The 20,846-nt window shown below is 62.7% G+C and carries 21 protein-coding genes; 14 read left to right on the top strand and 7 right to left on the bottom strand.

The features are described 5' to 3' along the window. Positions 1 to 107: 107 nt before the first annotated feature. On the top strand, positions 108 to 794 hold the full coding sequence (gene ung, locus H7993_RS07855) for a uracil-DNA glycosylase (protein WP_122797200.1): 687 nt from the start codon (positions 108 to 110) through the stop codon (positions 792 to 794). Here ung and H7993_RS07850 read toward each other — a convergent pair. The 4 genes from H7993_RS07850 to H7993_RS07835 form a co-directional block, all read right to left on the bottom strand. Next, on the bottom strand, positions 791 to 1,828 hold the full coding sequence (locus H7993_RS07850; protein WP_122479724.1) for an AbrB family transcriptional regulator: 1,038 nt from the start codon (positions 1,826 to 1,828) through the stop codon (positions 791 to 793). The genes ung and H7993_RS07850 overlap by 4 nt on opposite strands. Then, positions 1,821 to 3,335 (bottom strand): tripartite tricarboxylate transporter permease, encoded by a 1,515-nt coding sequence (locus tag H7993_RS07845; protein ID WP_185793979.1) that lies wholly within the window; start codon positions 3,333 to 3,335, stop codon positions 1,821 to 1,823. The genes H7993_RS07850 and H7993_RS07845 overlap by 8 nt, the downstream gene beginning before the upstream one ends. A gap of 1 nt (position 3,336) precedes the next feature. Next, the gene (locus H7993_RS07840) at positions 3,337 to 3,795 is read right to left on the bottom strand and encodes a tripartite tricarboxylate transporter TctB family protein (RefSeq protein WP_185794201.1); all 459 of its coding nucleotides are present in this window, start codon (positions 3,793 to 3,795) and stop codon (positions 3,337 to 3,339) included. 153 nt (positions 3,796 to 3,948) lie between these two features. Further along, positions 3,949 to 4,932 (bottom strand): Bug family tripartite tricarboxylate transporter substrate binding protein, encoded by a 984-nt coding sequence (locus tag H7993_RS07835; RefSeq protein ID WP_122713340.1) that lies wholly within the window; start codon positions 4,930 to 4,932, stop codon positions 3,949 to 3,951. Between the two features lie 281 nt (positions 4,933 to 5,213). Between H7993_RS07835 and H7993_RS07830 the strand changes: the two genes are divergently transcribed. Continuing rightward, a complete protein-coding gene (locus tag H7993_RS07830; protein ID WP_049860714.1) occupies positions 5,214 to 5,885 on the top strand; it encodes a response regulator in 672 nt (223 codons plus the stop codon). Beyond that, positions 5,878 to 7,260, top strand: coding sequence for a sensor histidine kinase (locus H7993_RS07825; protein WP_185793978.1), 1,383 nt, complete (start codon positions 5,878 to 5,880; stop codon positions 7,258 to 7,260). Before H7993_RS07830 ends, H7993_RS07825 begins: the two co-directional genes overlap by 8 nt. On the opposite strand, the gene H7993_RS07820 is transcribed toward H7993_RS07825, so the two are convergent. Then, positions 7,257 to 8,069, bottom strand: a complete 813-nt coding sequence (locus H7993_RS07820) for an HDOD domain-containing protein (protein ID WP_122797203.1) — start codon at positions 8,067 to 8,069, stop codon at positions 7,257 to 7,259. The genes H7993_RS07825 and H7993_RS07820 overlap by 4 nt on opposite strands. Before the next feature lie 53 nt (positions 8,070 to 8,122). Continuing rightward, a complete protein-coding gene (gene ygfZ / locus H7993_RS07815; protein ID WP_185793977.1) occupies positions 8,123 to 9,064 on the bottom strand; it encodes a CAF17-like 4Fe-4S cluster assembly/insertion protein YgfZ in 942 nt (313 codons plus the stop codon). 126 nt (positions 9,065 to 9,190) lie between these two features. Here ygfZ and H7993_RS07810 point away from each other — a divergent pair, with 126 nt between their 5' ends. Beyond that, positions 9,191 to 9,445, top strand: a complete 255-nt coding sequence (locus tag H7993_RS07810) for an FAD assembly factor SdhE (protein WP_122479368.1) — start codon at positions 9,191 to 9,193, stop codon at positions 9,443 to 9,445. Beyond that, a complete protein-coding gene (locus H7993_RS07805; protein WP_185793976.1) occupies positions 9,429 to 9,881 on the top strand; it encodes a protein YgfX in 453 nt (150 codons plus the stop codon). The genes H7993_RS07810 and H7993_RS07805 overlap by 17 nt, the downstream gene beginning before the upstream one ends. Here the strand turns inward: H7993_RS07805 and nadB are convergent. Next, positions 9,850 to 11,466 carry an L-aspartate oxidase gene (gene nadB, locus H7993_RS07800; protein WP_185793975.1) on the bottom strand — a complete coding sequence of 539 codons (1,617 nt, stop codon included), beginning with the start codon at positions 11,464 to 11,466 and terminating at the stop codon, positions 9,850 to 9,852. The genes H7993_RS07805 and nadB overlap by 32 nt on opposite strands. A 579-nt stretch (positions 11,467 to 12,045) precedes the next feature. Here nadB and rpoE point away from each other — a divergent pair. From rpoE to era, 9 genes are all read left to right on the top strand, one after another. Then, complete coding sequence (rpoE, locus tag H7993_RS07795) at positions 12,046 to 12,627, top strand: RNA polymerase sigma factor RpoE/AlgU (protein ID WP_011535354.1); 582 nt, start codon at positions 12,046 to 12,048, stop codon at positions 12,625 to 12,627. 30 nt (positions 12,628 to 12,657) lie between these two features. Further along, positions 12,658 to 13,251, top strand: a complete 594-nt coding sequence (locus H7993_RS07790) for a sigma-E factor negative regulatory protein (protein ID WP_122479365.1) — start codon at positions 12,658 to 12,660, stop codon at positions 13,249 to 13,251. 8 nt (positions 13,252 to 13,259) lie between these two features. Continuing rightward, a complete protein-coding gene (locus H7993_RS07785; protein WP_185793974.1) occupies positions 13,260 to 14,210 on the top strand; it encodes a MucB/RseB C-terminal domain-containing protein in 951 nt (316 codons plus the stop codon). Between the two features lie 321 nt (positions 14,211 to 14,531). Further along, the gene (locus tag H7993_RS07780) at positions 14,532 to 15,917 is read left to right on the top strand and encodes a DegQ family serine endoprotease (RefSeq protein WP_240998822.1); all 1,386 of its coding nucleotides are present in this window, start codon (positions 14,532 to 14,534) and stop codon (positions 15,915 to 15,917) included. A gap of 204 nt (positions 15,918 to 16,121) precedes the next feature. Next, positions 16,122 to 17,918, top strand: coding sequence for a translation elongation factor 4 (gene lepA, locus H7993_RS07775; protein ID WP_122479362.1), 1,797 nt, complete (start codon positions 16,122 to 16,124; stop codon positions 17,916 to 17,918). Between the two features lie 9 nt (positions 17,919 to 17,927). Further along, complete coding sequence (lepB, locus tag H7993_RS07770) at positions 17,928 to 18,782, top strand: signal peptidase I (protein ID WP_122479361.1); 855 nt, start codon at positions 17,928 to 17,930, stop codon at positions 18,780 to 18,782. Positions 18,783 to 18,834: 52 nt separating this feature from the next. Then, a complete protein-coding gene (locus H7993_RS07765) occupies positions 18,835 to 19,212 on the top strand; it encodes a DUF4845 domain-containing protein (protein ID WP_122479722.1) in 378 nt (125 codons plus the stop codon). Next, positions 19,209 to 19,898: a ribonuclease III gene (gene rnc, locus H7993_RS07760; RefSeq protein WP_122479360.1), complete on the top strand. Its 690-nt coding sequence runs from the start codon at positions 19,209 to 19,211 to the stop codon at positions 19,896 to 19,898. Before H7993_RS07765 ends, rnc begins: the two co-directional genes overlap by 4 nt. After that, positions 19,891 to 20,793, top strand: a complete 903-nt coding sequence (gene era, locus H7993_RS07755; RefSeq protein ID WP_122797209.1) for a GTPase Era — start codon at positions 19,891 to 19,893, stop codon at positions 20,791 to 20,793. The genes rnc and era overlap by 8 nt, the downstream gene beginning before the upstream one ends. Positions 20,794 to 20,846 lie beyond the last annotated feature (53 nt).

Genomic DNA, 20,846 nt, shown 5'->3' with positions numbered 1-20,846 from the left:
TGCGCTGTCCAGTCTGGATTTGACTTTCTGTGTCCGCATTCCTACCGTCCGCCCACTGATTTCTGGTGCCTGTTGTTTTAGGGTGCCTGCTTCTTGTTGAGGAACATATGAGCACAGACGACCGCATCAAACTCGAGCCTAGCTGGAAAGCTGCACTGCGTGAGGAATTCGACAAGCCTTACATGGCCCAGTTGCGCGAATTCCTGCGCCAGGAGCATGCGCTGGGGAAAGAAATCTATCCGCCCGGGCCGATGATCTTCAACGCGCTCAACACCACGCCGTTGGACCAGGTGAAAGTCGTGATTCTCGGTCAGGATCCCTACCACGGTCCGGGCCAGGCGCATGGCTTGTGCTTCTCGGTGCAGCCGGGCATTCCTACGCCGCCTTCGCTGGTGAACATCTACAAGGAGCTCAAGCGCGACCTCAACATCGACATCCCCAAGCATGGCTATCTGCAGAGCTGGGCGGAGCAGGGTGTATTGCTGCTCAACACCACCATGACGGTGGAGAGGGCAAACGCCGCCGCCCATGCCAAGAAAGGCTGGCAGCCGTTCACCGACCGCATTATCGAAGTGGTCAGCGAGCAGCAGTCCAGCGTGGTGTTCATGCTGTGGGGCGCGCATGCGCAGAGCAAGCAGAAGCTGATCGACAACAGCAAGCACCTGGTGCTGACCTCTGTGCATCCCTCGCCGTTGTCGGCGCACAAGGGCTTCATCGGCAACGGCCACTTCAGCCGCGCCAACAAGTTTCTAGAACAGAACGGTCTGACCGCCATCGACTGGCGCCTGCCCTAAGGCACCGGTCGACGCTTCTGCCACTGGCGAAACAGCGGTTCGGCCAGAAACAGCACGAACAGCAGGCGCATCACCTGCATCGCTGTCACCAGCGGTACCGACAGCTGCAGCACCTCGGCGGTCAGGCTCATCTCGGCAATGCCACCGGGCATCATGCCCAGGGTCAGCGAACGCAGGTCGAGGTTGGTCAGGGCGCTCAGGGCCAGTGCGCAGCCGCCGGCAATGGCCATGGTCAAGGCGGTGCTGACCAGCGTACGCGCGAGAAACGATGGCGCGCGGCGGAAAAACGCGCGATTGAAGTGGCAGCCCAGGCCGCTGCCGATCAGCCACTGGCCGATCTGGCTGCCACCGTCCGGCAGGCCGATGTGCAGATCGAAGCTGACGCTCATGGCAGCGCTGACCAGCAGGGGGCCGAACAGCCAGGGGTTGGGCTGGTCCAGTCGCTGCCAGATCCAGGCCGCCACCCCGGCGAGAGGGAAGATCAACGCCAGCCAGGCCCAGTCGACGCCGCCTTCATGGCTGATCGGTGTGCCGTCGCCCATCAGGAATTTGAACAGCGCCGGCACGCACAGCACCACGGCCAGCACCCGCAGGCTCTGCCCTGCAGCGACGCGGCTGAGGTCGGCGCCATTGCGCGCGCCCAGGTTGACCATTTCGCCGGAACCGCCCGGCATGCTGGAAAAAAAAGCCGTGGCCCGGTCTTCACCGGTGCGCAGCATCAGCCACACGCCCACGGCACTGGAAACGCTGGTGATCAGCGCTCCGAAAAAAATCAGGCCGAAATGGCCGCCAACCTGCTCCATCACCAGGGGGGTGAAGTGCAGGCCGATGCCTATGCCGACGATCCACTGGCCCAGCTTGCGGCCATTGGGTATTTCCGCCAATTGCCACGGTGTCAGGCAGCGCACCAGGATGATCGCCAGCAACGAGCCGATCATCCAGGGCAGCGGCCAGCCGATCAGGCTGGCGACATAGCCGCCAGCCAGACCTACGAACGGTGTACCCCACCAGTTGTGCAGGAACCGATCAAACATCGGCAGCGGCACGACGCATGGCAGCGCGCTTGCGCCAGATACGAACCACCGGCAGCAGCAGCATCAGAACGGTGAGTATCCAGACACCTGCGGTGATCGGGCTGCCCCAGAGAATCTGCAGCTCGCCGTTGGAAATCGACAGCGCGCGACGCAGGTTCTGCTCCATCAGGCCACCCAGGATGAAGCCGAGCAGGACGGGCGACAGCGGGAAATCCAACTTGCGCAGGATGTAGCCGAAGATGCCGATGCCGATCATCAGGAACAGGTCGAAGGTGGTCGCGTGGACCGCGTAGACGCCGATGCCGGTGATGATGGCGATGACCGGTACCAGTGCCCAGTTCGGCACGGCGAGGATCTTGGTGAAGATGCGGATCATGGGGATGTTCAGGATCACCAGCATGATGTTGGCGACGAACAGCGAGGCGATCAGGCCCCAGACGATGTCCGGTTGCTGTTGGAACAGCAGCGGGCCTGGCGTGATGTTGTACAGCGACAGGGCGCCGATCATCACTGCAGTGGTGCCCGAACCCGGTACGCCGAGGGTCAGCATCGGCACCAGGGCGCCGCAGGCAGTGGCGCCGATGGCGGTTTCCGGCGCGGCCAGGCCACGCTTGTCACCTTGGCCGAACTTGCCGCTGGCACCCGCCAGGCGCTTCTCGGTGGTGTAGGCCACGGCGCTGGCCAGGGTGGCGCCGGCGCCGGGCAGTACGCCCATGATGAAGCCCAGCACGCCGCAGCGGATGTTCACCCAGAACACCGAAGCGGCTTCCTTGAGGTTGAACATCATGCGCCCGGTGGCTGTGACGGCCACGCTGCCGTGGTGAGTCTTTTCCAGCAGCAGGAGGATTTCACTGATCGAGAACAGGCCCAGCACCAGCACGACGAATTGAATACCGTCGGTCAGGTGGATGTTGTCGCCGGTGAACCGGTACACGCCGCTGTTGGCGTCGATGCCGACACTGGACAGGAACAGGCCGATCAGCGCCGCAATGAACGTCTTCAATGGCCTGTCACCGGCCATGCCGCCCAGGCAGACGATGGCGAACACCATCAACACGAAGTATTCCGCAGGGCCGAAGGCAATCGCCCATTTGGCCAGGATCGGGGCAAACATGACCATGCCGCAGGTGGCGATGAATGCACCGATGAACGAGCTCCAGGCGGACAACGACAGCGCAACGCCAGCCAGGCCCTGACGGGCCATCGGGTAGCCGTCCAGAGTGGTCATCACGGTCGATGCTTCGCCGGGAATGTTGAGCAGGATCGAGCTGATGCGGCCGCCGTATTCGCAGCCCAGGTACACCGCTGCCAGCAGGATCAGCGCCGATTCCGGCGGCAGGCCCAGGGCGAAGGCGATCGGGATGAGCAGTGCCACGCCATTGATCGGCCCCAGGCCCGGCAGCAGGCCGACCACGGTGCCGATCAGGGTGCCCGACAGGGCGGTGATCAGGTTGTAAGGGGTCAGTGCAACGCCGAAGCCCTGACCCAGGTAGCCAAGAGTATCCATGTCAGTTCTCCAGAACGCTGAGCAGGCCCAGGGGCAGCGGCACGTCCATGACTTTGTCGAAGAGCACGTACAGGCCGATGCTCATCAAGGTGATGATGATCACGCTGGGCATTGCGCGGCCGCCATACAGCAAGGCCATCGGAATGCCGATCAGGATGCTGCTGAGAATGAAGCCCAGGGGTTCGAACGTCCCGGCGAACACCAGCAGCAGGCCGATGCACAAGGCGATCTTCTTCAAGGTCGGGCGGTCCAGCGGCGGTTCTTCTTCGCTGTGCACGATCGGAGTGGGACGAAACACCAAGTACAGCAAGGCCAGGCTCATCAGGCCCAGCATCAGCAACGGGTAGGCGCGCGGGCCTACCGGCTCATAGGAAAAGGGTGCCTGGTAGGGCCAGGCCATCAGTGCCAGACCGGCACAGACAAGCAGCAACAGCAGGGCGAAAAGCCGTTGAACGATCATGATCATGGTCATGTTCCTTCGTGAAGGAGGACGATGGTGGTGTCGGCAGGGAAGCCTTCGCGGGCAGAGATCCGCTCTCACAGTGGACGTGTACATCCAACCCTGTGGGAGCGGGTCTCTGCCCGCGAATGGCTACCCGCAGTCCCAAGCCGATTACTGAACCAGGCCGAATTCCTTGGCCAGGGTCTTGTACTCGGCGACCTGTTTCTTCACGTAGGTGTCCAGCTCCTGCCCGGTCATGGCGAACGGGAACAGCTCGCGCTGGTCACGCAGCTTGGCGAACTCCTCGGATGCCAGCAGCTTGTCGAACGCCGCTTTCCACCAGTCGTATTCGGCGTCGGTCACCTTCGGCCCCAGGTAGAAGCCGCGCACCACAGGCCAGACGATGTCGTAGCCCTGCTCCTTGGCAGTGGGGATGTCCTTCATTTCCGGCTCGTCCAGACGCTTGTCGGAGAACACCGCGAGCAGGCGCATGTCACCACTGAGGATGTGCGGCATGGAGTCGGAGATGTCGGTGCTGCCGACCTGGATGTGGCCGCCGAGCAGGGCCGTGGCGATTTCACCGCCACCTTCCAGGGCAACGTAGCGCAGGTCGCGCGGGTTGATCCCGGCAGCCTTGGCGATCAGTGCGGTCTGCATCCAGTCCTGGCTGCCGACGGTGCCGCCGGAGCCGATCACGACTTTGCTCGGGTCGGCCTTGAGCGCCTTGACCAGGTCATCCAGGGTCTTGTAGGGCGAGTCGCTCTTGACCGCGATGGCACCATAGCTGGTGCCTACCGCGGCCAGCCAGCGTACGGCGCTTTCGTCGAAACGGCCGAACTTGCCCTGCGCCAGGTTGAGCAGCGAGCCGCTGGACCATGCCACCAGGGTGCCTGCGTCGGCTGGGCGCTGCGCGACCACCGCGTTGTACGCTACCGCGCCGACACCGCCGGGCATGTAGGTGACGCGCATGGGTTTGGACAGCAGCTTCTCGTTGACCAGTGCGCTTTGGGCAAGTTTGCAGGTCAGGTCGAAGCCACCGCCCGGCGAAGCTGGGGCAATGCATTCAGGACGTTTGGGTTCTTCCTGGGCAAGCAGCGGGGCACTGATGAACAGGCAGCTGACAGCCAGGGCAAGCGGACGCATGGCGCGGATCATGGGTATTTCTCCATTGTTGTTCTTGTTATCGAAAACGTATCGTGACGTTTGCGTGGCAGGTCTCTACGGACTCGCCTTGCTGAAACCTTATGTTGCGAACCTTTCACCAAGCTTTCAGTGGCGGTCAATCTGCCAAGACTGCTTCACAGTCCGGCGCGGGCCTGTAAACTCGGGCACATAAAGCGGTTGATGAGCCTTTCGCAGCTGGCGCTGACATCAGCGAATACCGTACTACGGCAACATTATCCCGACATAGAAAAGATTGGCCGTGAGGAATACCGATGCGTGTCCTGCTTGTAGAAGATCACCTGCAGTTGGCCGAAAGTGTCGCCCAGGCGCTGAAGGCCACCGGCTTGACCGTCGATGTGCTGCACGACGGGGTGGCGGCAGACCTGGCCCTGGCCAGCGAGGAATACGCCGCCGCGATACTCGATGTCGGCCTGCCCAGGCTTGATGGTTTCGAGGTACTGGCGCGCCTGCGAGCGCGAGGCAAAAATCTGCCGGTGCTGATGCTCACGGCGCGCAGCGACGTCAAGGACCGCGTCCATGGCTTGAACCTGGGCGCCGACGACTATCTGGCCAAACCGTTCGAACTCACCGAGCTGGAAGCCCGGGTCAAGGCCCTGCTGCGGCGCACCGTGCTCGGTGGTGAGCGCCAGCAGCGCTGCGGTCCGCTGGCCTATGACCTGGATACGCGACGCTTCACCCTGGGCAAGGAACTGCTGACCCTGACCTCGCGCGAACAGGCGGTGCTCGAGGCGCTGATTGCCCGTCCGGGGCGGGTGATGAGCAAGGAGCAGTTGGCGGCCCAGGTATTCGGCCTGGACGAGGAAGCCAGCGCCGACGCCATCGAGATCTATGTGCACCGCCTGCGCAAGAAGCTCGACAAGCAACCGATCGCCATCGTCACCTTCCGCGGTCTGGGCTACCTGCTGGAAAGCCGCGATGCGTGAAGTCAGCAGCCTGCGTTGGCGGCTGCTGTGGAACCTCGCCATGCTGCTGGTCTTCCTCATGCTGGCCAGCGGTCTGAGTGCCTACTGGAATGGCCGCGAAGCGGCCGACACGGCTTATGACCGGACCCTGCTGGCTTCGGCGCGCACAATTGCTGCCGGGCTTTCCCAGCGCGACGGCACGCTCAGTGCCGACGTGCCCTACGTGGCCCTGGATACCTTCGCCTACGACAGCGCCGGGCGCATCTACTATCAGGTCAACGACATCGACCACAAGCTGATCTCCGGCTACGAAAACCTGCCGGCGCCGCCGCGCGGCACTCCGCGTACGGACGACTACCCAGCCTTGGCCACGTTCTACAGCGGCCGTTATCTGGGGCAGAACGTACGCGTGGTGAGCCTGCTCAAGGCGGTCAGCGAACCGAACATGATCGGCATGGCAGAAATTCGCGTGGCCGAGACCGAAGAGGCGCGCGTGTCGATGGCCCGTAGCCTGATGGCCGACACCCTGCTGCGCCTGGGCATGCTCGGCGGCGGCGCCTTGTTGCTGGTGTGGGTCACGGTCAGCGCTGCCCTGCGGCCCCTGGAGCGTCTGCGCGACGAAGTCGAAGACCGTCAGCCGGATGACCTGCGCCCCCTGCCGCTGGTCGAGGTCCAGCGCGAACTGTGGCCGCTGGTGCAGGCCCTCAACCATTTCACCGAACGCCTGCGTGTCCAGTTCGAGCGGCAGGCGCAGTTCATTGCCGATGCTGCCCACGAGCTGCGCACGCCGCTGGCAGCGCTCAAGGCAAGGGTGGAGTTGGGCCTGCGCGCCGAACAGCCGGAAGTCTGGCGCACCACTCTGCAGCAGGCAGTGGAAGGCACCGACAAACTCACCCACCTGGCCAATCAGTTGCTGTCACTGGCCCGCGTCGAGAACGGCGCACGAGCCATCGCCGAAGGCGGCGCCCAGCGCCTGGACCTGAGCCAGCTGGCCCGCGAACTGGGCATGGCCATGGCCCCCCTGGCCCACGGCCGGGGTGTGGCGTTGGCGCTGGAGGCCGACGAGCCCATCTGGCTGCGCGGCGAGCCGACGTTGCTCAACGAACTGCTCAGCAACCTGGTGGACAACGCCTTGGCACATACTCCGGCCGGCGGTAACGTCATTCTGCGCGTGCTGGCCCCTGGCGTCCTTGAGGTCGAGGACGACGGGCCAGGCATTCCGGCGGATGAACGCGATCGAGTCTTCGAGCGCTTCTACCGGCGCAATGCGCAGAGCAGCGGAACCGGGTTGGGGCTGGCCATCGTCGGTGAAATCTGCCGAGCGCACATGGCGCGCATCAGCCTGCACGATGGCGCCAGGGGCGGCTTGAAAGTGCGCGTCGACTTCGCGCTCTAGTTCAGCAGCGACTGTGCCTGCAGCAGATCGCTGGCCAGCAGCACCGGGCTTTGCTTGATTTCCAGGCGTTGATACGCCGGATGCTCGACCAGGGTCGGCAGGCCCGTATTGTGCGGCAGGCGCAACAGCGTGACGATCATCACCAGATCGCCATAATCGGTTTCCGTGTTGTGCCGGTTCAGGTCCAGGAACTGGCCTGGCACCTGCGCGAGCATGGCCGGAAAGTCCCACTTGTGCAGGATGTGGTCGCCTATCCGCGGATGGATATGCTCGATCACATGGGTGAGGCTCACCGGGTCGGCCAGCAGTTCGTTGTGCTCCTGGGCGTAGGTCAGGATCGGCAATACGCCGATCTGGTGCACCAGGCCGGCGAGAGCGGCGCGGTCGGGCTTGAGCGTGGTGAATCGCCGCGCCAGCTCGGTGCACATGCCGGCCACCTCCAGGCTGGTCCGCCACGCCTCGCGCATGCGGCTCTGCACAGCAGGCGCGCGCGCGTGGAAGATCTGTTCGATGACCAGGCCGATGGCCAGGTTGCTGCTGTAGTTGACGCCCAGTCGATTGATCGCCGTACGCACGTCGGTGACCTCGAAACTGGCGCGCAGCAGTGGGCTGTTGACCACCTTGAGCAGGCGCGCCGACAGCGCCGCGTCCTGAGCGATGACCTGGCTCAGGCGATTGACGCTGACGTTGTCGTCCTCGGCCGCTTCACGAATTTTCAGGGCGACTTCCGGCATGGTCGGCAACACCAGCTCGTCACGGTCGATGGCGGCCAGCAAATCCCTTTGTACTGTATCGGCCAGCTGGTTCATTCGACGCCTCGGCATAGCGGGAGAGGGGTGCGCAGGCCCTGCTACGGGCCGTGTCAGCGCTGTATTTCACGGTCTCGATCAAGTGTATAGGGCAAGGTGAGAAGCGCCAGCGCAGGACCTTCGAGACTGCCCAGATGAATGCGACCATCCTCGACCGCGTTGTCCTGCAGTACGGCCAGAGCCTCGTAGCCCTCGGCCGTCGGTGCGGCCAGGGCAATCTCGCCGATGGCGCTGCCATGCACCGGCGAGAACAGCGCGGTACCCGGTTCCGGACGCGTCGGGCCGGTCAACTGGACGTGGTAGAGGCGTCGCTTGAGTTTGCCCAGGTACTGCATGCGTGCCACGATTTCCTGGCCGGTGTAGCAACCTTTCTTGAAACTCACGCCGCCCACGGCCTGCAGGTTCAGCATCTGTGGGATGAACAGCTCGCGAGTCGGCTCCAGCACCTGGCCGATACCGGCGCGGATCTGCCCCAGCAGCCAATCGTCGAGCGAGCCCTGGGCCAGCTGTTCGGCCAGCCGGGCAGCCAGGTTCTCGGCCTGCTCGGCAGGCGCCCACAGCTCGGCCCGCGCCGGCGACACGCGCACCGCGATCAGCGCGCCGTGACGTACCACGGCATCGGTATCCAGGGGCAGGTCCAGGCCCAGCGCGTTCAGCGCGCCATCGCCGTGCTGCACGCCGAAGCGCACCCAGGCGTCGCTCTCGTCGGTGAGCTTGGACTTGGAGAACACCGCGTACTTCTTCAGGTCGGCCAATTGTGCTTCGAGCAGGCCGCGGGCCATGGCCAGAACACAGCCATCGCCCTGCAAAAGAATGCGAAAGCTGGACTGCATGCGGCCTTTCTGCGTGCAGCGCGCGCCGAGACTGGCCGTGTGCTCGTCCAGGTAGTTGAGGTTGCAGGTGAGCTGGCCCTGCAGGAACTTGCCGGCGTCCGAGCCGCGAACGGCGAGGACGCCCTCGTGGGTCAGGGTGCAGAACATAGCGCTATCGGACATGGGTCATCGCTGAGTTGAAAAGACTGGACGTCATCATAGAGCCCCGCGCCGGGGGAATGCTATCCCCTCCGCCCTGACACTCCACCGGCGCCTCTGTATACTGCGCGCCTATTCAAGGAGCCCCCCATGGTCGAAAACGTTGAACTCAACCGGCTTTACTGGCACAGCCGCCGCGGCATGCTGGAGCTGGACGTGTTGCTGGTGCCTTTCGTCAAGGAAGTCTATCCCCACTTGAATCAGGTGGATCGCGATGTCTACGTACGCCTGCTCGAATGTGAAGATCAGGACATGTTCGGCTGGTTCATGGAGCGTAACGAGTCCGATGACCCCGAGTTGCAGCGCATGGTTCGGATGATCCTGGATCGTGTCCAGCCCAAGTAACCGCTTCGAGTGCCACTGGCAGCCCTCGCGGAGGCTGCTGGCCTTCTACGTGCTGGCGCAGGCCTCGGCGTGGCTGGCAAACCTGCTGATGGATGCGCCCGTACTCGTGCACCTGGCCGCGGCGGCGCTATGCATCGCGCACGCACTGTACGTATTGCCGCGGCAAGTGTTGCTCGGCAGCCCCCACGCCGTGACCGGCCTGCGCCGTGATCGGAGCGGCTGGTCCGTGTGGACCGAGGCTGGTAGCTGGCAAACGGTGCAGCTGCGCCCCGACAGCATGGCGCTGCCCCATGTGGTCGTGCTGCGCTTCCGCCTGGCCGGTCAGCGACGGGTGCGCAGCGCTTGTGTCCTGCCTGACTGCCTGGATGCAGACACCCATCGACGCCTGCGCCTGCGGCTGAAGTTCAGTCGGCAAAGGTGGGCGGTTCCAGAATAGTGTCATGTGCCTCTGGCAGCAGGTCTGGATAGTCGAGCGTGTAGTGCAGGCCTCGGCTTTCCTTGCGCTGCATGGCCGACGCGATCATCAGCTCGGCCACTTGCGCCAGGTTGCGCAGTTCGATCAGGTCGCGGCTGACCTTATAGTTGCTGTAGAACTCATCGATCTCGTCGAGCAGCAGGCGCACTCGGTGCTGCGCGCGCTGCAGACGTTTGGTGGTGCGCACGATGCCCACGTAGTCCCACATGAAGCGCCGCAATTCGTCCCAGTTGTGGGCAATGATCACGTCTTCGTCCGAATCGGTCACCTGGCTGGCGTCCCACTGCGGCAACGGTCCGGGCGGTGCGACTTCGGCCAGGCAGGAAACGATGTGCTCGGCGGCGGAGCGGGCATAGACGATGCATTCGAGCAGGGAATTGCTGGCCATGCGGTTGGCGCCGTGCAGGCCGGTGCAACTGGTTTCGCCAATGGCATACAAATGGGGGACGTCGGTGCGGCCGTGCCGGTCCACCTGCACGCCGCCACAGGTGTAATGGGCGGCTGGGACCACGGGAATGGGCTGGCGGGTGATGTCGATGCCGAACGTCAGGCAGCGTTGGTACACCGTCGGGAAATGGCTGCGGATGAAGTCTGCCGGTTTGTGGCTGATGTCCAGGTACACGCACTCGGCGCCCAGGCGCTTCATTTCGTGGTCGATGGCGCGCGCCACGATATCGCGCGGGGCAAGCTCGGCACGCGAGTCGAAGCGAGGCATGAAACGCTCGCCGTTGGCCAGCTTGAGCAGGGCGCCCTCGCCACGCAGCGCTTCGGTGATGAGAAAACTCTTGGCCTGGGGGTGATACAGGCAGGTCGGGTGGAACTGGTTGAATTCCAGATTGGCGACCCGGCAGCCCGCGCGCCACGCCATGGCAATGCCATCGCCGCAGGCACCGTCGGGGTTGCTGGTGTACAGGTAGACCTTGGCGGCGCCACCGGTTGCCAGCACGGTGAAGCGCGCCGCGTGAGTGTTCACCGCGCCGCTGCGATGATCCAGCACGTAGGCGCCGAGACAGCGGTCCTCAGCGCGGCCCAGGCGCCGTTCGGTAATCAGGTCGATGGCCGCGCACTGCTCCATGAGTTCGATGTTGGGCCGCAGGCGCGCCGCTGCCAACAGCGTGTCGAACATCGCCGCGCCGGTGGCATCCGCCGCATGAATGATCCGGCGCTGGCTGTGGCCTCCTTCACGGGTCAGGTGAAAGGGGAAGCCGGTGTGCGCGGGATCCGATTCGTGTTCACGGGTAAACGGCACGCCCAACTCGACCAGCCACTGAATCGCCGCCCGGCTGTGCTCTACGGTGAAGCGCACGGCCTCTTCATCGCACAGGCCGGCGCCCGCTTCGAGCGTGTCCTGAACATGAGCCTCGACGGTATCGGTATCGGCCAGTACGGCCGCCACGCCGCCCTGTGCCCAGGGCGTCGAGCCATCGCCCAGCCCACCTTTACTGATGACCGCGATGCGCAGCGTGTCGGGTAACGCCAGCGCAAGGCTCAAGCCTGCGGCTCCGCTACCGATCACCAGAACATCGTGTTGCAGTTGCTTGCCCATTCGAAGGTCATCCGCAGGTCGAAAGTAAGGTTGCGTGAAGCGCCATCCAACGTGCCGTTCGCGCCTGTTGTGCACGTCCCGCTGGTATATCCAAGGGGGTAGCGGCACAATAGCGGCACCTTCGACGCACGGAGTCCAGGGTTTCCCGCTGGCGTGGCGCGGCATTTATAGCAGCCGCATCGACGCTTGCGCTACGCGAACAGGCGCTCGACCTGGGCTGCGCGAGCTGAATCACTTCAGTTATAGGAACGGTTGTAGGACCGAGTAAGCCGTGCGTATAGGCCTAAACCTTCGTTTTTGTGGGAACTTTCCAAGAAAGCCTGCAATCAATAGAAGGTTGCCTATAGGAAGGAAACAGCGTCGAACAGTGGTTGCATTGGCAATGCCAGGTTGCAGCGCTCGACGGAAAGATTATCGGCGCAGCCCGGCACGTTCGAGCTGCGCTTTCCGTGCAGGCTTGATCCAGACCTGCGGGAAACTTGCCTGGAGGGGAGAACTTTTGCGAATAGCCCGAGTCTATGGTTGCAAGCCTGAACGATGGCCTGAGCAGCGCTCCTTCCGGACCCATGAGGAGTGTTCATGCTAACCCAGGAAGAGGATCAGCAGCTGGTCGAGCGTGTACAACGCGGTGATCGGCGAGCGTTTGATCTGTTGGTGCTGAAATACCAGCACAAGATTCTCGGGTTGATCGTGCGGTTCGTGCACGACACCCATGAAGCCCAGGACGTGGCGCAGGAAGCTTTCATCAAGGCTTACCGCGCGTTGGGCAATTTTCGCGGAGACAGCGCGTTCTACACGTGGCTGTACCGTATCGCCATCAACACGGCGAAAAACTATCTGGTGTCCCGCGGACGCAGGCCACCGGACAGTGACGTAAGTTCCGAGGACGCGGAGTTTTATGACGGCGATCATGGCCTCAAGGACCTCGAGTCACCGGAACGTTCACTGCTGCGCGATGAGATCGAGGGCACCGTCCATCGAACCATCCAGCAGCTGCCTGAAGACCTGCGCACGGCATTGACCCTGCGCGAGTTCGACGGTTTGAGTTACGAAGACATTGCCAGTGTCATGCAGTGTCCGGTGGGGACCGTGCGGTCGCGGATTTTCCGTGCCCGGGAAGCCATCGACAAAGCCCTGCAGCCGTTGTTGCAGGAATCCTGAGACAGCGGCGATAGCCAAGAGAGGAACGCCATGAGTCGTGAAGCCCTGCAGGAATCGCTGTCCGCAGTGATGGATAACGAAGCGGACGAATTGGAACTGCGTCGGGTACTGACCGCGCTGGACGATGCCGAAACCCGTGCCACATGGGCACGTTTTCAGGTCGCTCGTGCTGTCATGCACAAGGACCTTCTGGATCCGCGCCTGGACCTGTCGGCTGCAGTGTCGGCAGCCATTGCCGAAGACGTTGCGCCGGCAGCGGCTGCTCGCGGCCCATGGCGCAGCCTCGGTCGTCTGGCCGTGGCTGCTTCGGTGACCGTCGCCGTGCTGGCAGGCGTGCGCCTGTACAACCAGGACGACATTACCGGCGCCGAGCTGGCGCAACAGCAGCCCGCGCAGCAAGCGCCGTCGACGCCGATGGTGCAAGGTCCGGCCGTTCTGGCGGGCTACACGCCCGACAGCTCCGACGCACCAGGGCCGATGGCCAACGGTGTGCTTAAAGGTGAGGAAGGTTTGAACGACCAGCGCCTGCCGGGTTATCTGCGTCAACATTCGCAGGAAGCTGCCGCCAAAGGTTCGGAAAGCGCTCTGCCTTATGCCCGTTCCGCGAGCATGGAAAACCGTTAATCCCGATCATGCGTGCGGCTCTGCTCCTGCCATTTCTCCTTGGCCTGGCCGCACCGGCCGCTGCTGCACCCGATGCAGCTCAGTGGCTCGAAAGCATGACGCGCGCCGAGCGCACGCAGAGTTTCGAAGGCACGTTCGTCTACGAACGTGACGGTGATTTCTCCACTTATCAGGTTTGGCACCGTGCTGGCGACGGCGGGGTGCGTGAGCGTGTGCTCAAATTGGATGGTATCGCGTCCGAGCGTGTCCAGGCCGGTGGCCGTACGGCCTGCGCAACGGGCAACCCAGTGCTCGGCGTGGTGCAAGGTCCTGTTGGCTCCGATGGCGTTGTCGATCCGCTCAAGCTGATGTCGTGGTACGACCTGCGCGTTGCCGGAGCTTCCAGGGTCGCTGGCCGCGAGGCGGTGGTAGTGACTCTGGTTCCCAGGGATCGCGACCGCTATGCCTTCGAAATGCATCTGGACACACGTACCGGCCTGTTGCTCAAGTCTTTGTTGATCGACGCGCAAGGGCGACTGCTCGAACGTTTGCAGTACATGCGTCTGGCAGTGGGAGCCCCTGCATCTGCTGACTTGAAGGCGACACCAAATTGTAAGCCTGTATTGCACGCGCTCGCTGCCACCGCACCGCGCGATGTCTCCACGTGGCGCTCCAAATGGATCCCGGCTGGCTTCGAACTGGCCCAGACAGGCCTGCGCAAATCTTCCGCCAGCAATGCCAGTGTGACCAGTCTGCTGTACGCCGATGGGCTTGCGCATTTTTCTGTATTTGTTGAACCGCTCAATGGTGCATCTGCGCGCGATACCCGCGTCCAGCTTGGCCCGACGGCGGCAGTGTCGCGACGGTTGAAGACCTCGGAAGGTGAAATGATGATCACGGTAGTGGGTGAAATCCCGCTGGGCACCGCTGAGCGAATAGCCCTGTCGATGCAACGCCAGGATGTTCAGGCTCGGCGTTGAACTGTGCGCGCCCCAAGGCACCGTCCATGCTTCGCGACAGGCCTTCATGCTGGTTTAATCATCGCGACGTAACGTGAAAGCTGTTTCATGCAGGTTGCAAACCGCCGGTTTTTTTCTTATAGGTCTGTGCCTCGGGGGCGAACCGTTATGCAGTTGCTGGTTCGCTGCCGTGCGCCGCGCTGGAACACGGGATTGCCAGAGGGCCGAATCCCGGTCTTGCCGACCGCACAACCCTATTGCTCAACCATGCTCGTTACGAACGGGAGCCGTATGTCGATAACACGTTTCAACCCCTTTCTTTCACTGTTCGCGGCAGTGCTGATGCTGGGCAGCGTTGCCAGCGTGCAGGCTGAAGCGTTGCCTGATTTCACCACGCTGGTCGAACAGGCTTCGCCTGCCGTGGTGAACATCAGTACCACGCAGAAGCTGCCGGATCGCGGTGTGGCTGCCAGCCAGATGCCAGATCTGGAAGGCCTGCCGCCGATGTTTCGCGAGTTCTTCGAGCGCAACATGCCACGCGGTGGACCGCGTTCCCCGCAGCGCGGCGATCGTCAGCGCGAAGCGCAGTCGTTGGGTTCGGGTTTCATCGTGTCGGCCGACGGCTATGTACTCACCAACAACCACGTGATCGCCGACGCCGACGAAATCATCGTGCGTCTGTCCGATCGCAGTGAGCTGAAGGCCAAGCTGGTCGGCACCGATCCGCGCACCGACGTGGCGCTGTTGAAAATCGACGGCAAGAACCTGCCTACGGTCAAGCTGGGCGATTCGGCCAAGTTGAAAGTAGGCGAGTGGGTATTGGCCATCGGCTCGCCGTTCGGCTTCGACCATTCGGTCACCAAGGGCATCGTCAGCGCCAAGGGCCGTACACTGCCCAATGACGCCTACGTGCCGTTCATCCAGACCGACGTGGCGATCAACCCAGGCAACTCGGGTGGCCCGCTGTTCAACATGAACGGTGAAGTGGTGGGTATCAACTCGCAGATCTTCACCCGTTCCGGCGGCTTCATGGGCTTGTCCTTCGCCATTCCGATCGACGTTGCCCTGGACGTTTCGGACCAACTCAAGAAGGACGGCAAGGTCAGCCGCGGCTGGCTGGGCGTGGTCATTCAAGAGGTCAACAAGGACCTGGCCGAGTCGTTCGGCCTGGACAAGCCGGCCGGTGCACTGGTTGCCCAGGTGCTCGAAGAAGGCCCGGCAGCCAAGGGCGGCCTGCAGGTGGGTGATGTGATCCTGAGCATGAATGGCCAGCCGATCGATATGTCGGCCGACCTGCCGCATCTGGTCGGAGGGCTCAAGGCCGGTGCCAAGGCCAGCCTGGAAGTGATCCGCGAAGGCAAGCGCCGCACGATCGACGTGACCGTTGGTGCGATGCCGGATGACGATCAGGATCTGGATACAGGCGCCAAGGCCCAGACCGAGCGCAGCAGCAATCGCTTGGGTGTGTCGGTGGCAGAGCTGACCACCGAGCAGAAAAAGGCACTCGAGCTCAAGGGCGGCGTGGTCATCAAGGAAGTGCAGGACGGTCCGGCTGCGCTGATCGGCCTGCAGCCCGGCGACGTCATCACGCACCTGAACAACCAGGCCATCGAGTCGTCGAAGCAGTTCGCCGATATCGCCAAGGGCCTGCCGAAGAATCGTTCGGTGTCCATGCGCGTGCTGCGCCAGGGCAGGGCGAGCTTCATCACCTTCAAGCTGGCTGAGTAAGCAGGTTGGCTGTATGAACGAAAGGCGGCCTTCGGGTCGCCTTTTTTGTGAGCGGTGGTGTGGTCTTCGCGGGCCCTGTGCCCGCGAAGACGTCCGTACAACCACCCCTCGACCCACCGCTCCCACACCCGAACGTTATTCAGGTACAATTCCCGGCTATTTTTCGTTGGGCGTTCGGCCCGCAGCCTTTTTGAGTGTTGACCCGTGAGTGATTTGAGTCATATCCGCAATTTCTCCATCATCGCCCACATCGATCACGGCAAGTCGACCCTCGCCGATCGGTTCATCCAGATGTGCGGCGGCCTGGCCGACCGCGAAATGGAGGCCCAGGTCCTGGACTCCATGGACCTGGAGCGTGAGCGCGGGATCACCATCAAGGCGCACAGCGTCACCCTGCACTACAAGGCGCAAGACGGCAAAACCTACCAGCTGAATTTCATCGATACCCCAGGGCACGTCGACTTCACCTACGAGGTCAGCCGCTCGCTGGCGGCCTGCGAGGGCGCGCTGCTGGTGGTGGATGCGGGGCAGGGCGTCGAAGCCCAGTCCGTGGCCAACTGCTACACGGCCATCGAGCAAGGCCTGGAAGTGATGCCGGTGCTGAACAAGATGGACCTGCCCCAGGCCGACCCGGACAAGGTCAAGGACGAGATCGAGAAGATCATCGGCATCGACGCGACCGACGCCGTGGCCTGCAGCGCCAAGAGCGGCATGGGCGTGATCGACGTGCTCGAGCGCCTGGTGCAGACCATTCCAGCCCCTACCGGCGATATCGAAGCACCGTTGCAGGCGTTGATCATCGACTCCTGGTTCGACAACTACCTGGGCGTTGTCTCGCTGGTGCGCGTGCGCCATGGCCGGGTGAAGAAGGGCGACAAGATTCTGGTCAAGTCCACCGGCAAGGTGCACCTGGTCGACAGCGTCGGCGTCTTCACGCCCAAGCACACCGCCACGGCCGACCTCAAGGCGGGCGAGGTGGGCTTCATCATCGGCAGCATCAAGGACATTCACGGCGCGCCGGTCGGCGACACCCTGACCTTGAGCAGCACGCCCGATGTTGCCGTGCTGCCCGGCTTCAAGCGCATTCAGCCGCAGGTCTACGCCGGGCTGTTCCCGGTCAGCTCGGAAGACTTCGAAGATTTCCGCGACGCGTTGCAGAAACTGACCCTCAACGATTCCTCGCTGCAGTACCTGCCGGAAAGCTCCGATGCCCTGGGCTTCGGTTTCCGCTGCGGGTTCCTGGGCATGCTGCACATGGAGATCATCCAGGAGCGCCTGGAGCGCGAGTACGACCTGGACCTGATCACCACCGCGCCGAGCGTGATCTTCGAAGTGGTCATGAAGACCGGTGAAACCATTTATGTGGACAACCCGTCGAAGCTTCCGGACGCCTCGTCCGTCGAGGACTTCCGCGAGCCGATCGTGTCGGCAACGATTCTTGTGCCTCAAGAGCACCTGGGCAACGTCATTACCCTGTGCATCGAGAAGCGCGGCGTGCAGCGCGACATGCAATTCCTCGGCAGCCAGGTTCAGGTTCGCTACGACCTGCCGATGAATGAAGTGGTGCTGGACTTCTTCGACCGCCTGAAATCCACCAGCCGTGGCTATGCCTCGCTGGACTACCATTTCGAGCGTTACCAGTCGGCCAACCTGGTCAAGCTGGATGTGTTGATCAACGGCGACAAGGTCGATGCCCTGGCGCTGATCGTGCACCGCGACAATGCGGCCTACAAGGGCCGTGCGTTGACCGAGAAAATGAAGGAGCTGATCCCTCGGCAGATGTTCGATGTGGCAATCCAGGCCGCCATTGGCGGACAGGTCATTGCCCGGACCACTGTCAAGGCGCTCAGAAAGAACGTACTGGCCAAGTGTTACGGTGGCGACGTGAGCCGTAAGCGCAAGCTGTTGGAGAAACAGAAGGCCGGTAAGAAACGCATGAAGCAGGTCGGCAACGTGGAAATTCCACAGGAAGCCTTCCTTGCTGTGCTCAGGTTGGAATAGTCGAGTCCTATGTCACTAAATTTCCCGCTGTTGCTGGTCATCGCCGTAGCCGTTTGTGGTCTGCTGGCCTTGCTTGATCTGGTCGTCCTGGCGCCACGACGACGGGCTGCGATCGCCACCTACGAGGGCAGCGTCAGCCAGCCCGAGCCGGCGGTGGTCGAGCGCCTGGACAAGGAACCGCTGCTGGTCGAGTACGGCAAGTCGTTCTTCCCGGTGCTGTTCATCGTGCTGGTGCTGCGCTCGTTTCTGGTCGAGCCATTCCAGATTCCTTCGGGCTCGATGATCCCGACCCTGGAAGTGGGTGATTTCATCCTCGTGAACAAGTTCTCCTACGGCATTCGCCTGCCGGTGGTGGACAAGAAGATCATCGAGGTCAACGATCCCAAGCGCGGCGACGTCATGGTGTTCCGCTACCCCAGCGACCCCAACGTCAACTACATCAAGCGCGTGATCGGCTTGCCGGGCGACCAGATTCGCTACACCTCGGACAAGCAGCTGTACGTCAACGGCGAATTGATCGCGCGGCAACTGGTTGGCAGCGAGCCGGGCAGCCTGGGCAGCGCCGAGTTGTACAAGGAAAAGCTGGGCGAAGTCGAGCACGTCATCCGCCAGGAAATGTCGCGCTATCGCGCGCCGCCCGACAGCCAGTGGACGGTGCCTGCCGGGCACTACTTCATGATGGGCGACAACCGCGACAACTCGAACGACAGCCGCTACTGGGACGATCCGTCGATTCCCAAGGAACTGCTGGGCATGGTCCCCGACCAGAATATCGTCGGCAAGGCCTTTGCCATCTGGATGAGCTGGCCCGAGCCCAAGCTCAGCCACTTGCCCAACTTCTCGCGAGTCGGGCTGATCAAGTAGCGCCGCCGGCGCCGTCCACGGACGGCGCCGAATGTTTTCAGAGGTGTCCAGCATGAACGCAGTGAAGTCCCAGCAAGGCATGTCCATCGTTGGCTGGTTGCTCACCCTGGCGGTGATCGCGTTCGTGGCCAGTACGGCTTTCAAGCTGGTGCCGCACTACATGGACTACCGGACGCTGACCCAGGCCATCGAGTCGGCGGGTGCCGACAAGTCCACCCGGGTCGATACGGTGGGTGAATTCTATGGCCACGTCAGCCGGGCCATGCAGGTCAACAATATTCAGGATCTGGATTTGAACAAGGTTTTAAGCATCACCGAGGCGGGTAACACGTTCAAGGCCCACCTCAAGTACGAAAAGCGTGAGCCACTGATCCAGAATCTGGATGTGGTGGTCAAGTTCGATCGTGAGTTCAGCGTGGTCAAGCCGTGACTGCTTCCCTGGGCCGCCTCGAACGCCAGCTGGGCTACACTTTCAAGGACCAGGACCTGATGGTGCTGGCACTGACCCATCGCAGCTTCGCCGGGCGCAACAACGAGCGCCTCGAGTTTCTCGGCGATGCTATCCTCAATTTCGTCGCTGGCGAAGCGCTTTTCGAGCGTTTTCCGCAAGCCCGCGAAGGCCAGCTTTCACGCCTGCGGGCGCGTCTGGTCAAGGGTGAAACCCTGGCCATACTGGCCCGCGGCTTCGATCTGGGCGATTACCTGCGCCTGGGCTCGGGCGAATTGAAGAGTGGTGGCTTTCGCCGCGAATCGATCCTGGCCGATGCCCTCGAAGCACTGATCGGGGCCATCTACCTGGACACCGGTATGGATGCAGCGCGTGATCGCGTGCTGGCCTGGCTGGAAGGGCAGTTCGAAGGACTGACGCTGGTCGACACCAACAAAGATCCCAAGACCCGCCTGCAGGAGTTCCTGCAGTCGCGCGGTGCTGAACTGCCGCGCTATGAAGTGGTGGATATCCAGGGCGACCCGCACTGCCGACAGTTCTTCGTCGAGTGTGAAGTCGTCCTTCTGAATGAGAAAAGCCGGGGCCAGGGCGTCAGCCGTCGCATCGCCGAACAGGTGGCCGCCGCGTCTGCCCTGATCGCCCTGGGCGTGGAGAATGGCAATGACTGATGCACCCGTTACCCGTTGTGGCTATGTAGCCATCGTCGGCCGTCCGAATGTCGGCAAGTCGACGTTGCTCAACCACATTCTGGGGCAGAAGCTGGCGATCACGTCGCGCAAGCCGCAGACCACCCGCCACAACATGCTGGGCATCAAGACCGAGGGCGAGATCCAGGCCGTCTATGTCGACACCCCGGGCATGCACAAGGGCAATGAAAAGGCCCTGAACCGCTACATGAACAAGACCGCCTCGGCAGCGTTGAAAGACGTCGACGTGGTGATCTTCGTGGTCGACCGCACCAAGTGGACGGACGAAGACCAACTGGTTCTGGAGCGGGTGCAGTACGTGCAGGGGCCGGTGATCCTGGCGATCAACAAGACCGACCGCATCGAGGACAAGGCTGAGCTGATGCCGCACCTGGCCTGGCTGCAGGAGCAGCTGCCGAACGCCGAGATCGTGCCGATTTCCGCGCAGCACGGGCATAACCTCGAAGCGCTGGAAAAAGTGATTGCCGGGCATCTGCCGGAGAACGAGCATTTCTTCCCGGAAGACCAGATCACCGACCGCAGCAGCCGGTTTCTCGCTGCCGAACTGGTGCGCGAGAAGATCATGCGCCAGCTGGGCGCCGAGCTGCCGTACCAGATCACCGTCGAGATCGAGGAATTCAAGCAGCAGGGCAAGACGCTGCACATCCATGCCTTGATCCTCGTCGAGCGTGATGGTCAGAAGAAAATCATCATTGGTGACAAGGGCGAGCGTATCAAGCGCATCGGCATGGAAGCGCGCAAGGACATGGAGGTGCTGTTCGACTCCAAGGTCATGCTCAATCTATGGGTGAAGGTGAAGGGCGGCTGGTCCGACGACGAGCGAGCGCTGCGTTCGCTGGGTTACAACGACCAGTAATTTCACATCGCGGACGACACCCTGTAGCAGCGGCGCAAGTCGCGTCACAGGGT

It is taken from the genome of Pseudomonas baltica (assembly GCF_014235765.1).
In the GTDB taxonomy this organism is placed as follows: Bacteria; Pseudomonadota; Gammaproteobacteria; order Pseudomonadales; family Pseudomonadaceae; genus Aquipseudomonas; species Aquipseudomonas baltica.
The sequence above is the reverse complement of the archived record's forward strand: the minus strand, read 5'-3'. Positions and strand labels throughout refer to the sequence as shown.

Bases quoted from the DNA above. Each gene is read 5' to 3' on its own strand.
- H7993_RS07765 (WP_122479722.1), top strand. From the start codon at position 18,835: ATGAACGCAGTGAAGTCCCAGCAAGGCATGTCCATCGTTGGCTGGTTG.
- lepB (WP_122479361.1), top strand. From the start codon at position 17,928: ATGTCACTAAATTTCCCGCTGTTGCTGGTCATCGCCGTAGCCGTTTGT.
- H7993_RS07780 (WP_240998822.1), top strand. From the start codon at position 14,532: ATGCTGGGCAGCGTTGCCAGCGTGCAGGCTGAAGCGTTGCCTGATTTC.
- H7993_RS07825 (WP_185793978.1), top strand. From the start codon at position 5,878: ATGCGTGAAGTCAGCAGCCTGCGTTGGCGGCTGCTGTGGAACCTCGCC.
- H7993_RS07845 (WP_185793979.1), bottom strand. From the start codon at position 3,335: ATGGATACTCTTGGCTACCTGGGTCAGGGCTTCGGCGTTGCACTGACC.
- H7993_RS07850 (WP_122479724.1), bottom strand. From the start codon at position 1,828: ATGTTTGATCGGTTCCTGCACAACTGGTGGGGTACACCGTTCGTAGGT.
- H7993_RS07790 (WP_122479365.1), top strand. From the start codon at position 12,658: ATGAGTCGTGAAGCCCTGCAGGAATCGCTGTCCGCAGTGATGGATAAC.
- era (WP_122797209.1), top strand. From the start codon at position 19,891: ATGACTGATGCACCCGTTACCCGTTGTGGCTATGTAGCCATCGTCGGC.
- H7993_RS07820 (WP_122797203.1), bottom strand. From the start codon at position 8,069: ATGAACCAGCTGGCCGATACAGTACAAAGGGATTTGCTGGCCGCCATC.
- ygfZ (WP_185793977.1), bottom strand. From the start codon at position 9,064: ATGTCCGATAGCGCTATGTTCTGCACCCTGACCCACGAGGGCGTCCTC.
- H7993_RS07785 (WP_185793974.1), top strand. From the start codon at position 13,260: ATGCGTGCGGCTCTGCTCCTGCCATTTCTCCTTGGCCTGGCCGCACCG.
- rpoE (WP_011535354.1), top strand. From the start codon at position 12,046: ATGCTAACCCAGGAAGAGGATCAGCAGCTGGTCGAGCGTGTACAACGC.
- H7993_RS07840 (WP_185794201.1), bottom strand. From the start codon at position 3,795: ATGATCGTTCAACGGCTTTTCGCCCTGCTGTTGCTGCTTGTCTGTGCC.
- H7993_RS07830 (WP_049860714.1), top strand. From the start codon at position 5,214: ATGCGTGTCCTGCTTGTAGAAGATCACCTGCAGTTGGCCGAAAGTGTC.
- H7993_RS07810 (WP_122479368.1), top strand. From the start codon at position 9,191: ATGGTCGAAAACGTTGAACTCAACCGGCTTTACTGGCACAGCCGCCGC.
- H7993_RS07835 (WP_122713340.1), bottom strand. From the start codon at position 4,932: ATGATCCGCGCCATGCGTCCGCTTGCCCTGGCTGTCAGCTGCCTGTTC.
- ung (WP_122797200.1), top strand. From the start codon at position 108: ATGAGCACAGACGACCGCATCAAACTCGAGCCTAGCTGGAAAGCTGCA.
- nadB (WP_185793975.1), bottom strand. From the start codon at position 11,466: ATGGGCAAGCAACTGCAACACGATGTTCTGGTGATCGGTAGCGGAGCC.